A 13,982-nucleotide genomic window follows, 5' to 3' on the forward strand; every position below is an offset into this window, starting at 1 on the left:
ACCATGGTGACGACTCGGCCGCTGCGGCGGATCAGTTGGTCGTTCGCGGCCGACGGCGGGCACGCCGCCTGCCTGGCCACCCACGGCGACGGCACGTGGCGGGTCGAGTCCTGGTCGTTGCGACCGGGTCGGGCCAGCGGCGCGTTACCGGTGGGCACCGGTGCGCCCGAGCGGCTGCACAGCCAGTTGCTCGCGCTGCCGGACGGCCGGGTGCTGGTCTGCCGACACCAGCCGGGGCGGCACGAGTTGGCCCTGCTGGAGGCCGACGACGCGGGCAGCGAGCGGCACTTGGCCACGGTCCGGCTGCCGGGTCTGCGGTTGTTGCCCTATCCCGGCCCGGACGCGCTGGCGCTCGCGCTCGGGGCGGACACGACGCCCTCGACCACGGTGTGGCTGGTCCGCGAGGACGGCCGGTTGGACGCCGCGGCGGAGTTGTCGGGCCTGTACAGCGGCGGGGTCTGGCTCGACCCGGACGGGCGGCGGCTCGCCCTGGACGAGGTGCGGGGCGGCCGCGTCAAGACCGTCGCGCTCGACTTCGAAACCGCCACGGTGCGGCCGTTCCTGGAATTGACCGAGGAGAGCAACGATCGTTTGTTGCTCGCCGATCCGGTCGGCGGCCTGCTGGTGATCGCCAGCAACGCGCCGGGCTCCGATCGCCTCGGCTGGATCCGACTGCCCGCCGACCGGGGGCAGTTGCCCGGTCGGGTGCGCCTGCCCGAGCTGGTACACCTGCCGGACGCGCAGGTGCGGCCGATCGCGATCGCGCCGGACGGCCGCCGGGTCGCGCTCCAGTTGGACCGGGGGGCGATATCCCGGTTGGCCGTCTGGACCCCCGAGGACGGCACGCTGGTGGAGGTCGCGACCCCGGACGGTTGTCTGGGCGCGGTCGGCCGGTGGACCGATCAGGGGCTGCGCGTCCCGTACTCCGCGCCGGATCGGCCCAGTTGCCTGGCCCGGTTGGATCCGGAGCAGCCCGGTTCGTGGCGTCAGGACGGCGAGCCGGGTCCGTTCATCGGCTTCGAGGACGCGACCCGTCCGGTGTGGCGGCCGGCCCATCTGGAGCTTTTGGTCGGGGGCGCCGGGCCGATCGAGTCGGTCGTGTACGGCGGGCCGGACTGGCGCGCCGCGGAGCATGTGCTGCTCGCCCTGCACGGCGGTCCCGCGGCGGCCTGGCGGTTCGAGTTCGACCCGCTCCTGCAACGGCTCGCGGCGGCGGGCATCGCGGTGGTGGCGCCCAATCAACGTGGCAGCACCGGCTACGGCGCGCGTTTCGCCCGCGAGTTGCACGGCGCGTGGGGCGGCCCGGATCTGGCCGACGTGACCGCGATCGGCCGCACCATGGGCGCCGAGCGGGCCGCGTTCGGGCTCGCCCCGCCGGCCCTGTTCGGGGTCAGCTACGGCGCCTATCTCGCACTGTTGGCCGCGTCGTTCGCGCCGAACGTGTGGTCGAGGTGTCTGGCGGTGGCGCCGTTCCTGTCCGGGCCGAGGTTGATCGCCCAGGCGTCGTTGCCGATTCGCGCGCTGATGACCCGGCTCGGTGGCGACACCGAGTACGTCGACGAGCAGGGGCCGCGCGATGTGGTCGCGGTGTGCGAACGCATCGCCGTACCGCTGCTGTTCGTGCACGGCGACCGGGACGACACGATCCCGGTCGGCCAGTCCCGAACCCTGCGGCACACCCTCCTCGGCCGCGGCCGGGTCGAGGGCACCGATTTCCGCTATCTGGAGCTTCCCGGTCTGGGCCACGAGGTCCTGACCGGGGATGGGGCACCCGATCTCCACGCACGCCTGACCGGTTTCCTGCAAACCGGCCGGGTGTGACGACAGGGGGGAACCGCCCCGCAACACCCGTCGCGGGCATCCGCTCGCGACGGCGGCAACGTCCCGAAGGAGATCCACCATGGAGCACATCGAGACCGACCTCGCGGCCCTGCAGCAGCTCCCCGAGACCGAGTCGGTCGAGCTCGGCGGGCACGGCGGCAACGGCTGCCAGTTCACCTGTCTGCTGGTCACCTGCCTGATCTTCACGATCAGCTAGTTCCGGCGCCGCGCGTTCCGGTCGGTCGGCCGGTGGCGCGACACCGGGCCGGCGTCCGTCTCGACGGGCTGCGGTTCGCCGCGGTGCGCGGGTGGACGACCCGGTGAGCACGAACCCGGGACCGGGAGTTCCTGCCGGAATCAGGAGCTCCCGGTCTCGGGCCGACCTCAGCATGGCAATCGCGGACGGTTCGGGGCCGGCGGCACGCCGCCGGTACGTCCCTCTTCGTGCTTGCGCTTTTTTGCGCTTCGTATCTCTTCGTACTTCGTATCTCTTCGTACGTTCTTCTTCGTCGCGACGGCGCCGTCCGGGTGCCGCCACGTTCAACGCTCCGCGCACCCGAGGAGTCACGCTGTGGCCGATGTTGCGATAGCCACGCAGGTCGCCCCGACCCGGGGGGATCGCACCGGCACCGGCGTGCGGGCCGCGTTGCGGACCGCGCCCGGGCCGACCCTCACGCTGGCCCTGGCCGTCCCGGCCGGGTCGATCGCCGCGTTGTTGTTGCCCGCGGCCGTGGCCGGCTCGGTGGACGCGGTGGTGCGCGGCGATTCCGCGTCGGGGCCGACCCTGCGGTTGGTGGCCGTGCTCGTGCTGGGGCTGCTCGCCGGTGTGCTGACCGAGATGGCCGGGCCGGGTCTGGCCGCCGAGCTGACCGCGCGGTTGCGCCGGCGACTGGCGGTGCGGATCACCGATCTGGGCATCGGGGCGCGGAATCCTTTTGCCGCCGGCGATGTCGTCTCGCGCCTGGTGGGCGCGGCGCCGGACGCGGCCGGATCGGTCCCCGCGCTGCTGGGTACGCTCGGCGCGCTGGTCACCTCGCTCGGCGGGATCGTCGCGTTGGCGCTGATCGATCCGTGGCTGGCCGTCGGCTTCGTCGGCGGGCTTGTGCCGGGTCTGCTGGTGGTGCGGCTGTTCATGGACCGGGCGACCGACCTGTTCACCCGCTATCAGGTGGAGCAGAGCAGCCTGGCCGCCCGGCTGGGCGACGCGCTCGCCGGGGCCCGGACGATCCGGGCCTGCGGTACGCACGATCGCGAGATCGCCCGGGTGCTCGCGCCGCTGCCCGGGTTGTCGGCGGCGGGCCACAGCCTGTGGCGGGCCCAACGCAACGCGGTCGCCCAGGTGTTGCTGCTCGCGCCGATGGTCGAGCTGACCGTCCTGTCGACCGCCGGATGGCTGCTCGCGGACGGCCGGATCCCGCCCGGGCAACTGGTCGCGGCAGCCGGATACGCGGCGCTCGGACTGGGTTTCCTGGAGCAGGTCGAGGCGCTGGTGGCCGTCGCCCACGCCCGGGCCGGGCGGGTCCGGGCGGACGAGTTGCTCGCGGTCGAGCCCGCCGGGTACGGGACGGCGCGCACCCTGCCGCCGGGGCGTGGTGAGTTGACCTTCCGGGGGGTGTGCGTGCGGGTGCCGGAGCCCGGTCGGGACGCGCTCCGGGTGGTACTGGACGGGATCGACCTGACGGTGCCGGCGGGCGCGTGTGTGGCGCTCGTCGGGGCCTCCGGGTCGGGCAAGTCGACGCTGGCGGCACTGGCCGGGCGGTTGCGCGAGCCGGACGAGGGCGAGGTGCTCCTGGACGGCCTGCCGGTGACCCGGTTGGCCCGGGGCGAGTTGCGGCGCGGAGTCGCCTACGCGTTTCCGCAGCCGGTGCTGGTGGGCGCGGACGTGGCGGGGGCGCTTGCGTACGGGCGGCCGGGGGCGAATGCGCAGACGGTGACCCGGGCAGCCGAGATGGCCTTCGCGGACGACTTCGTCCGCCGGCTGCCGGCCGGCTACGCGACCCGTACCGAGGGCCTGGCCCTGTCCGGCGGCGAGATGCAACGACTGGGCCTGGCACGGGCGTTGGTGCAGGATGCGCGGGTGCTGGTGCTGGACGACGCGACCGGCGGGCTGGACACGGTCACCGAGCACCGCATCCACGAGGCGTTCCGCACCGGCCTCGCGGGTCGCACCCGGTTGGTGGTCGCCCACCGTGCGGTCGCGGCAGCCGACGCGGACCTCGTGGTCTGGCTGGACGCCGGCCGCGTCAGGGCCCTCGGCACCCACGCGGAACTGTGGAGCGACCCGGCCTACCGAGCGGTGTTCACCACGAACGACGCCTCCTCCGGCCCGAGCCGATGAGGGACGGGACCGGATGAGCGAGGCGGCGACCGGCGACGCACCCATGTGGCGGCTCGGGCCCGGGTGGCGGGCCGGGGGCGAAGCGGTGGGGCGCGGGGTGCGGGCGGGTGGGGATGCGGCGGCGGACGGGAATCTGCCGTCGGAGCACGGGGCTCGGGTGGTGAGCGGGGCTTCGGCGCCGGAACGAGGGCTGGGGTCGGCGTCGGGCGGGGACTCGGCGGAGCGACCCGAACGGGCGCGGACGGAAACCGGCCCTGTGCACGAGGCGTCGGCCAAGCGCCCCCGACGGATGCCGGCGACGGCCGAGGAAGGGTCGGCTTGCGAGGACTCGGCGGGGTCGTCGGGGCGGACACCGACCTCGGTCCGGTCCACGCTCGGGCCGCCGGCCGGGCGACCGGGAAGCACCCCCACGGACGGCGGGGCGCCGGCGGCGGGCGAGGGGCCGGGAGCGGACGAGGCCGCGCGCGAAGCCTTCGCGGCGCGACCCGGACAAGCCCCGACGGCGCGCCACGACAGGGCGGGCGGCACCCCGGGCGAGTCTCCCGCCGGGCGACCGGGGCGGACACCGGCGGAACACGGGGCGCCGGCGGCGGGCGAGGCCGCGCGCGAAGCCTCGGCCGGGCCGTCGCGGCGGGGACCGGTGGCCGGTCGAACCGGCGAACGGGCCTGGTTCTCGGCGGTCTCCGTGCACGCGACGCACGCGCCGTTTCCGTGGGTCGGGCCGTCGACCCCGAACGCCGCCACCGACAGGACGCACTCCGGCGACCCGGCCGGGACCGAAAGGGGAAGCCGGATGACCGACGACGGACCACAGGACGCGTTTCGCGCGGACGTGGCACAGGGCGACGGTGCGTCGGGCGCGGATCGAGAGCGCGCGACGACGGGCGCGGGCGACCGTGTGGTCGCCGGCACGGGTGCGGAGGTGAGCGACGGTGCGAGTGCGGGCGATGGTGTGGTGTCCGCGGCTCCGGAACGAACCGGGCGGCGTTGGCGGCTCCGGAACGGGTGGGGGCGGAGCGGCCGACGGCGGGCCGTGCGGGCGGGCATGGACCCGGACGTCGGCGAGAACCCCCCGCAAGGAGCCGAGGCCCCGCGCCGGGGCGGGCGACGACGAGTGGTGTGGGCCGGCCCGGGTCGGGAGACGGGCGGGAACTCGCCGAGCCCGCTCGAAGACGCGACCGCGGCGGCCGAGGCTCCCGGCAGGCGATCACGACGGCTGGTGGTCTGGGCCGGCATCGAGGCGGAAGCGGACCGAGGTTCGCCGCCCGGCGCCGACGAGGAGGGCGGCACGGTCGAGGCCGTCGGGCGAGGGGCGTGGCAGCGGCCGGTGCCGCGGGGCGCCGGCAGCCCCGAGCCGGGCGGGCACTCGTCACCGGGCGCCGAGGACGAAAGCACGGCCGCCGGCCGGGGTCCACGACGGCGCGTGCTCCGGCTCGGCCCGAACCCCGAGCCGAGCCGGGACTCGGCTCCCGCCCATGAAGACGAAGGCGAAGCCTGCGAGGCTCCCGGCGGGAACACCCGGGCACCGACGGCGTGGGCCGGCACGAATCCGGAGCGGGACCGGAACTCGGCGGGTGCCGTGGGACACACGGGTGAGGCAACCGCCGAGACTTCGGCTCGCGGCGCCGCGCCGCGAGCGCCTCGGGGTGACGCCGATCCCGAGCCCGAGCCCGACCGGAACGCTGCGGACGCCGTCGGCCACGCAGGTGACACGGCCGAGGCCCCCGACCGGAGCGCGGGACGACGCACGCTCCGGGCCGACGCCGAGCCGGGCCCGAGTTCATCGCACGGCCACAAAAACGAGAACAACGCGGCGAAGACCCCGAGCCGAGGCATTCGGCGGTCGATGCCCGAGGCCGGCCCGGAGTCCGAGGCGGACCGGGACTCGGCGAACACCCGCCGCAAGGCAGGCCGCGCGGCCGACGAAGCCCCCGACCGAAGCACGGGGCGACACGTGGCGTGGGCCGGCCCGGAACCCGAGGCCGACCGGGACTCGGCGAACACCCGCCGCAAGGCAGGCCGCGCGGCCGACGAAGCCCCCGACCAGAGCACGGGGCGACACGTGGCGTGGGCCGGCCCGGAACCCGAGGCCGACCGGGACTCGGCGAACACCCGCCGCAAGACGGGCCGGGCAACCGACGAAGCGCCCGACCGGAGCGCGGAGCGACACGTGGCACGGGCCGACACCGAACCCGAGGCGGAGCGCAGTTCGCCGCGCGGCCACGACGGCCGGGACAGCGCGGGGACGGTCCTCGGTCGGGGCGCTCGGCGGCGGGTCACCGAGCCGGGCACGGAATCCGAGGCGGACCGGGACCCGGCGGAGGCCATCCCGAGCGTGGGTGACGCGGCCCAGGCGCCCGGGCGGGGCGCAGGGCGATTCGTGGCCTGGAGCAACGGCGGCTCGGAGTCCGGCTGGGAGTCGGGTGAAGTCCTCGGCCGGATCATGCGCAGGCGCGTGGTCGGAGCGGATGCGAGGCCGAGGCCGGGTCGGGGCTCGGCGGGCGCCGTCCGGGATGTGGGTGGCGCCGCCGACGTTCCCGACCCGGGAGTGGTGTGGGTCGGCTTGAGTCCCGGGCCGGATTCGGGCTCGGCGGCCGTCTCGCCGGGGCGGGACGATGCGGCGGCTCCCGGCCCCGGGGCGGACTCGGGCTCCGCGTCCGTCCCCGAGGGTCGGGACTGCGCGGCGGAGGTCCCCGGCTCGGGCCCGGAATCTGGCACGGACGACGCGGCCAAGGCTCCCGGCCGGGCGGCGGGTGGGGATGCCGGCTCGGGCCGGGAGCGCGGCCGCGGGCGTCGGCGGGCGGGGCGGGGCAAACCGGCGGCGCGACAGGTCCCCGGGGCCGCGTCGGCAGCGGTTCCCGGTGACGTGGGTGGCGAGTCGGCGGTGGATGGGGCGCTTCCGCCGTCTCCGGCCGCGGACGATCCGACTCGCGATGGCGAGCCGGTGTCGGTCGATACCGCCGCGAGTGGGGCCGGGTGGGTACGGGTCGAGGTGGCGGCCTCGGTTGCTGCGCCGACGCGTGCCGGTGCGGCCGCGCGGCATCGGCGACGGGCCGTGCGCGGGCGCGGGGGTGGCCTCGCCAGGGGCGCCCGCGTCGGTGGCGGGCGCTCGGCGGACGCGGGCAAGCCGTCGGCGGCGCCTCGGCGGCGGCACAGTGCCGGGCCGTACGGGGGTGGGCTGCGGGCCGGACAGGCGCTGTTGGTCGGGCTGTTGCGGGAGCGGCGGGAGCCGTTGCTGCATGTGCTGGGGTGGTCCGTGGCGGAGGGCGTTCCCGCGCTGCTGTCGGGTGCGTTGCTCGCCGCCGCGCTCGATCGCGGGTTCCTGGCCGGTCGACTCGGCGTCGGGTTCGTGCTGCTGGGCGTACTCGCGCTGGCGATGCTGATCCGCGCCGCCGCGACCTACGCGATGTTCCCGCACCTCGCCGCCGTGGTGGAGCCGATCCGGGACACGCTGGTACGCCGGGTGGTGTCCGAGGCGGTGCTCGACGCGACGTCCGGGCGCCCGGACGCGGGGCGGCACGCGGCGGCGGCGGTGGCCCGGCTGACCGAGCAGGTCGAGAGTTGCCGCAACCTCACCGCCTCGCTGCTGCGCACGCTGCGCCAACTGGGCGTGACGATCGTGGCCGCGCTGCTCGGCCTCGCCGTCCTGGCACCGTTGTTGTTGCCCCTCGTACTGATCCCGCTGGGTCTCGCCGCGTGGTTGTTCGTCCGCCTGTTGCCACCGCTGGCCCGACGCCGGCGTGCGCTGGTGCTGGCCGACGAGGAGATCGCCACCCGCACCGGCCGCACCGTGGCCGGCCTCCGGGACGTGATCGCGTGCGGCGCGCAGGACCGCGTGGTGGCCGAACTCGGTGCCGCCGCGGACGCCCAGGCGCGCGCCGCCAAGCTGCTCGCCCGCGCCTCCTCGGTGCGTCTGCTGGTGGTCGCGCTGGGCGGCCACCTCCCGCTGCTCGCCGTGCTGATCGCCGCGCCCTGGCTGGTCCGGCAGGGCACCTTGAGCACCGGCGAGGTGGCCGGCGCCGCGCTGTATCTGGCCCAGCACCTGGAGCCCGCCGTACGCGCCGCGACCGCGACCGTGGGCGGCTGGTTCCTGGAGTTGCTCGTGGTCGCCGGTCGACTGGCCCGGACGGGCGGCGCGACTCCCGCGCCGGTGCCCGCCGCCCGCACCGCGGCGGACGCGGCCGACCCCGACGACTTCGTTCCCGGCGCCCCGTTCGCCCTGGTCCTGGACCGGGTCACCTTCGGCTACGGCCCGTACGCCGAGCCGGTCGTGCGTGATCTGTCGATGACCGTCCCACCCGGCTCACACCTGGCCGTGGTGGGCCCGAGCGGCATCGGCAAGTCCACTCTCGCCGCGTTGCTGGCCGGCCTGCTGCCCCCGGATCAGGGCACCGTCTCGCTCGCCGGCCGGCCCGGGGCCGCCATCGGGCGCGGCACCATCGCGGTGGTCCCGCAGGAGGCGTACGTCTTCGCCGGTTCCGTGCACGAGAACCTGAGCTACCTCGACCCGGACGTCACCCGCGCCGCGTTGGACCGCGCGGTGCGCCTGGTCGGCGCGGCCGAACTGGTCGCCCGCCTCGGCGGTTACCACGCGCACCTGGCCGACCCGGGCACGTTGTCCGCCGGTGAGCGCCAACTGATCGCGCTGGCCCGCACGTACCTGTCCCCCGCGCGTCTGGTGATCCTCGACGAGGCCACCTGCCACCTGGATCCGCCCACCGAGGCACTGGCCGAGGCGGCGTTCGCCACCCGCGCCGGCGCCCTGGTGGTGATCGCGCACCGGATCGACTCGGCGCGTCGCGCGGACCGCGTCCTGCTCATGGACGGCAACCGGCCGATCCTGGGCACCCACCACGAACTGCTCGCCGAATCCCCGCTGTACCGCGACCTGGTGGGCGCGTGGGAGCACCGCCCGGGCGACCCGGCCGACTGGTTCGAGCGCAAGCCCGCCCGGGTCGAGGAGGACGCCCCGGACCGGGTCTGAGCCGGCCCGGCCGAGGGCACGCCGGATCGGTTCGACCCGCGCGCCCTCGGCCGCCGCGACTCACGCGCCGTCGAGGATCTCCTTGAAGCCGTACGGCTCGTGCGGGCCGAAGAACAACTGCTCGACCACGCCCACCCCGACCCGTCCGGCGCCGGTCAGTTCGGTCACCCGGATCACCTGCTGCTGGTGCTGCCGGTCGAACTGGAGCGGGTCGACCTTGTCCAACTCCCAGCTCTCGTAACCGACCTTCAGGTCGCCCTGCCACACCGCGTGCCCCCACTCGGAGTGCAGGTAGCCCAGCCCCGCGAGCAGCCCGCGGCTGCCGATCGGCTCGATCCGGTAGGCGAACGGCTCGCCCGCGCCGTCGGTCATGTGGAACTCGCCGCCCTGGATCCGCCGGGTGCCGGGGACCCAGGTGAGCGCGTGGTGATGCGGCGTCAACTTCTCGAACGCGGGCTCGTCCTCGGGCACCGGGACCGCCGCCGGGTCGGGCAGCGCGCCCAGCGGTGTCGCGGCGACCCGCTTGCCGTCCACGTGGTACATGTGCCCGTCCGCCCGCTCGAACGAGGCCCACAGGCTGACCTCGTCGTCCCAGTGGATCGGCGTCCACAACCACAACATCGGGTTGAACGGCTTGGGCGCACCGCCCTCGCGCTCGCCGACCGGCCGCACCCCCCACGAGCGGTCCCGGGTGCCGAGCGTGGTCGCCGGGTCGATCTCCAGGACCCGGCCGCCGGGCAGCGTCACCGTGCCCGACCACACGCCGAGTTGGGTCAGCCGGGTCGAGTCCATGATCACGTGATGCCCGTTGCGGGTGGTGGTGCGCTCCTCCTCGATCGCGGCGGCGCGCGCCGTGAACGTCAGGTCGCAGCCCAGCCCGTGCTCGTTGGGCTCGACGTACACCCGCAGCACCTTGAGCGGCGTGCGCACCTCGATGCCGACCGGGCCGACGGTGAGGTCGAAGCGGTCCAGCGGCGCCCGGCGGGACGCGTGCAGGCTGTGCTGGACGCCGTCCACGCTGATCGTGAAGTGCGCGTCGGCGACGAAGCGGTTCGGGTACAGGCCGTGCGAGAACGCGAAGTAGAACGCGCCGTCGCGGTCGTAGCCGTTGAACCAGTAGCGGTCGTACGCGTTGCGGTCCGAGGTGGCGGGCGTGGCCACCGGCTCGGGGGTCTGGTGGATCGGGAAATCGTCGGCGGAGGTCAGCACGGGGAACCCCTTCTCGATGCGGTACGGGGAGCGCTTGATGACCCCTGCGCGGGCCGCGTCCCGACACGTGTCAACGGTGTGGGCGAAAGGCGGGGCCGGGGGTGATCCGCCACCTCCGGCCCCGCCTTTCGAGAATCAGCGCGGGTCGCGCTTGAGGAAGAGCAGGTCGTCGGCGGTGTAGCCGGCGCCCAACTTCTTGTCCGCGTAGTGCGCGGAGAGCACCTGGTCCAGCTCGTCCGGCGTGAAGGTGGCCTGCTTCGAGTCGAACTTGGCCTGGAGCGTGGGGCGTTCGATCACCGCGACGAAGCCGCCGTGCACCACGAACGCCTGACCGGTGACCTGCTCGGCGGCCGGGCTGGCCAGGTAGGCGACCAGCGGCGCGACGTGCTCGGGCGCCAGCGGGTCCATCTCGCCCTCGGCGACGTTGTTCGCGCTCTCGCCGAACACGTGCGTGGTCATGCTGGTGCGCGCCCGCGGGCAGATCACGTTGGCCCGCACGCCGTACTTGACCAGCGCGTTCGCGGTGGACATGGTCAGGCCCACGATCGCCGACTTGGCCGCGGCGTAGTTGGGCTGTCCGGCGGAGCCCGCCAGCCACGCCTCGGACGCGGTGTTGATCACCCGTGCGTACACCGCGCCGCCGGTCGCCTTGGACTTCTCCCGCCAGTACTTCGAGGCGTGGTGGGTGGTGTTGAAGTGGCCCTTGGCGTGTACCGCCAGGACCGAGTCCCACTCCTGCTCCGTCATCGAGAAGATCATCCGGTCACGCAGGATGCCCGCGTTGTTGACCACGATGTCGATCGAGCCGAAGGTGTCGATCGCGAGCCGGATCAGCTTGCCCGCCGCGTCGAAGTCGGAGACGTCACCGCGGTGTGCGGCGGCCTTGCCACCGGCCGCGACGATCTCGGCGACGACGTCGTCCGCCGGGTTGGGGCTGCCTTCGGGGGCGAAGTCGTTGATCACGACGGCCGCGCCCTGCTTCGCGAGTTCGAGTGCTTCGGCGCGGCCGAGGCCGCGGCCGGCGCCGGTGACTACGGCGACCTTGCCATCCAGCGACGTGGTCATGCGGGTGCTCCCGTGGGGTCTCGGTTGATTGCTGCGGTGACGTGTCAGTCGGCTCGGGATGCGTTGCTCCCACCCGCCCACCCGTTGCGTCGGGTGGGCGGGTCGCGGATGACGACACCGCTTGTTGCGGGTCGGGGGTGCTGCTCGGTCAGAGGGTGACGATGGTGCGGATCGACTCGCCGCTCTTCATCAGGTCGAACGCGTCGTTGATGTTGGCGAGGGTCAGGCGGTGGGTGATCATCGCCTCCAGGTCGAGTCGACCGGCGCGCCACAGCTTGGTGATCCGCTCGTACTCGGTGACGATGTCGCCGCCGCCGTAGATGCTGCCGATGATGCGCTTCTGGTCGAAGAACAGCTCGAACATGTTGAACGAGACGTTGTCGTCCATCGCGCCCGCGCCGACGATGATCACGTCGCCGCCGCGGCGGGTCAGGTCGTACGCGCTGCGGGCGGTGAACGACTTGCCGACCACCTCGAACACGTAGTCGAAGCCCTGGCCGGCGGTCAGGTCGCGCTTGGCGTCCGCGGCCTGGTCCGGGGTGATCGCGTGGGTGGCGCCGAACTTCTTGGCCCACACGTGCTTGGACTCGGCCGGGTCGATGGCCACGATCTCGGCGGCACCGGCCGCGCGCAGACCCTGGATCACCGCGATGCCCACGCCGCCCGCGCCGATCACCGCGCAGGACGCGCCCGGCTCGATCCGCGCGCTGTTGAACACCGCGCCGACGCCGGTGGTGACCCCGCAGCCGATCAGCGCGGCGATCTCGTACGGCACGTCGTCGGCGACCTTGACCGCGCACGGCGCGGCGACCACGACCTCCTCGGCGAAGGTCCCGGTGCCGGTGAAACCGAACGACGGGGTGCCGCCGAAGGTGAAGTTCTGGGTGCCGGCGTTCATGAACCCGGCCAGGCACAGGTTGGACTGGCCGCCGCGGCAGTAGTTGCAGGTGCCACAGGGCGGCGCCCAGCAGATGATCACCCGGTCGCCGACCGCGACGGTGGTCACGCCGTCGCCGACCTCGACCACCTCGCCCGCGCCCTCGTGGCCGGGTACGAACGGCGCGGGCTGGGGCAGGACGCCGGTCATCGCGGACAGGTCCGAGTGGCACACGCCGGTCGCGTGCAGCTTGACCCGCACGCGTCCCGGGCCCATGCCCACGGCCTCGACGTCATCGCGGACGTCGAGCTTGTCCTGGCCGGTCTCGTGCAGAACCGCAGCGCGCATGGGGGCTCCCTCGTCTTTCCTCGAACCAATACTTGGCCCGGTCAAGAACTATAACTTGTTCTCGTTTTGACTCAAGACCAATGACACAGTCAAGGTATCTGCCGCCGAGGGAAGGCGAAAGCCATCCACCCCCGTACAGGGCAAGCTCACACCTCGGAACGTCGAACGCACGCGCCATCCGGGCGCGGACGGCACGATTGCGGGCGCGACGGCGGGCGAGAGCGCGGGGGCGGGCGCGCGGCTGCGGGGCATGCGGGCGGACAGGGCGGCGCCGGGAGCGCTTCACCGCGTGGGCCGGATGCTCGGCGCGGACGAAGGTCATCCGGCGATCGAGGTCACCCCAATGGCAACGGGGCCGCGCCCGCCGAGCGCGCCGGGCGGGGATACAGGCCGGGGAGCCTCGGGGTCGGGTGACCCCGGGGCTCCCCGGCCTGCCTTGCCGCTTCGGCGGCGGCGCGTGTCGTCAGGCGCTGTACTCGACCACCGTGTCGGAGAGCACGATCGCGTCGTCGCGCTCCACGGCGGAGGTGTTGATCAGCAGCTTGCCGTCCTCTTCCCAGACTCGGATCCGCATCGTCTCGCCCGGGAAGAAGATGCCGGCGAACTTGGTGCGGTAGCGCTTGACCCGCGAGACGTCGCCGCCCAGCACGTTGTCCACGACCGCCTTCAGCGTCAGGCCGTACGAGCACAGGCCGTGCAGGATCGGGGTGTCGAAGCCGGCCGCCTTGGCGAAGTCCGGGTCGGCGTGCAGCGGGTTCCAGTCGCCGGACAGGCGGTACAGCAGCGCCTGGTCCGCGCTGGTGGGCACGTCGATGGTGTGGTCGGCCGGCCGCTCGGGCACGTCGATCTTGGTCACCGGGCCGCGCTCGCCGCCGAAGCCGCCCTCGCCGCGCACGAAGATCTCGGCGCGGGAGTCGTACAGCTTGGTCCCGTCCTCGAGTTCGGCCGACGACTCCAGCACGATCACGGCGGCCTTGCCCTTGTCGTACACGTTCGAGACCCGGCTGGTGGCCTTGACACCCTTGGCCTTGGCCGGGAGCGGGTTGTGCACGACGATCTCCTGGCCGCCGTGCAGCACCGCGCGCAGGTTGATGTCGATGCCGGGCAGCGCGGAGAGGCTGCCGCCGACCTTGGTGCCGGCCACCGTCGCGAAGGTCGGCAGGACGTGCAGGTTCTTCTCGTACGTGTAACGCAGTTCGTCCGCGCCGGTGGCCGGGGTGCCCGCGCCCAGGCCCAGGTGGTAGAGGATCACGTCCTTGTTCGACCAGGCAATCTCACCCGTGCGGGGCTCGGCTCCGGTGGCCTTCGCGGCATCGATCGGCATGACGTCTCCTCTACTG

At 74.1% G+C, this 13,982-nt stretch carries 8 protein-coding genes; 4 read left to right on the forward strand and 4 right to left on the reverse strand.

Annotated elements, in window-relative coordinates:
- The first annotated feature begins 3 nt into the window (after positions 1 to 3).
- From ACH4U8_RS02580 to ACH4U8_RS02595, 4 genes are all read left to right on the forward strand, one after another.
- Positions 4 to 1,821, forward strand: a complete 1,818-nt coding sequence (locus ACH4U8_RS02580; protein ID WP_395775989.1) for a prolyl oligopeptidase family serine peptidase — start codon at positions 4 to 6, stop codon at positions 1,819 to 1,821.
- Between the two features lie 79 nt (positions 1,822 to 1,900).
- Complete coding sequence (locus tag ACH4U8_RS02585; protein ID WP_020549100.1) at positions 1,901 to 2,038, forward strand: VenA family class IV lanthipeptide; 138 nt, start codon at positions 1,901 to 1,903, stop codon at positions 2,036 to 2,038.
- A 354-nt stretch (positions 2,039 to 2,392) separates the two neighbouring features.
- The gene (locus ACH4U8_RS02590) at positions 2,393 to 4,159 is read left to right on the forward strand and encodes an ATP-binding cassette domain-containing protein (RefSeq protein WP_395775614.1); all 1,767 of its coding nucleotides are present in this window, start codon (positions 2,393 to 2,395) and stop codon (positions 4,157 to 4,159) included.
- A gap of 2,944 nt (positions 4,160 to 7,103) precedes the next feature.
- On the forward strand, positions 7,104 to 9,143 hold the full coding sequence (locus ACH4U8_RS02595; protein ID WP_395775615.1) for an ATP-binding cassette domain-containing protein: 2,040 nt from the start codon (positions 7,104 to 7,106) through the stop codon (positions 9,141 to 9,143).
- A gap of 60 nt (positions 9,144 to 9,203) precedes the next feature.
- Here ACH4U8_RS02595 and ACH4U8_RS02600 read toward each other — a convergent pair whose 3' ends face one another.
- From ACH4U8_RS02600 to ACH4U8_RS02615, 4 genes are all read right to left on the reverse strand, one after another.
- Positions 9,204 to 10,352, reverse strand: coding sequence for a hypothetical protein (locus tag ACH4U8_RS02600; protein WP_360310225.1), 1,149 nt, complete (start codon positions 10,350 to 10,352; stop codon positions 9,204 to 9,206).
- 135 nt (positions 10,353 to 10,487) lie between these two features.
- Entirely contained in the window at positions 10,488 to 11,417 is a 930-nt protein-coding gene (locus ACH4U8_RS02605; protein ID WP_360310227.1) for a 3-oxoacyl-ACP reductase, read from the reverse strand.
- Positions 11,418 to 11,565: 148 nt separating this feature from the next.
- Positions 11,566 to 12,642 (reverse strand): Zn-dependent alcohol dehydrogenase, encoded by a 1,077-nt coding sequence (locus ACH4U8_RS02610; protein WP_360310229.1) that lies wholly within the window; start codon positions 12,640 to 12,642, stop codon positions 11,566 to 11,568.
- Between the two features lie 463 nt (positions 12,643 to 13,105).
- A complete protein-coding gene (locus ACH4U8_RS02615; protein ID WP_395775616.1) occupies positions 13,106 to 13,966 on the reverse strand; it encodes a MaoC/PaaZ C-terminal domain-containing protein in 861 nt (286 codons plus the stop codon).
- Between the last annotated feature and the right edge of the window lie 16 nt (positions 13,967 to 13,982).

It is taken from the genome of Embleya sp. NPDC020886, from assembly GCF_044333915.1.
GTDB lineage: Bacteria > Actinomycetota > Actinomycetes > Streptomycetales > Streptomycetaceae > Embleya.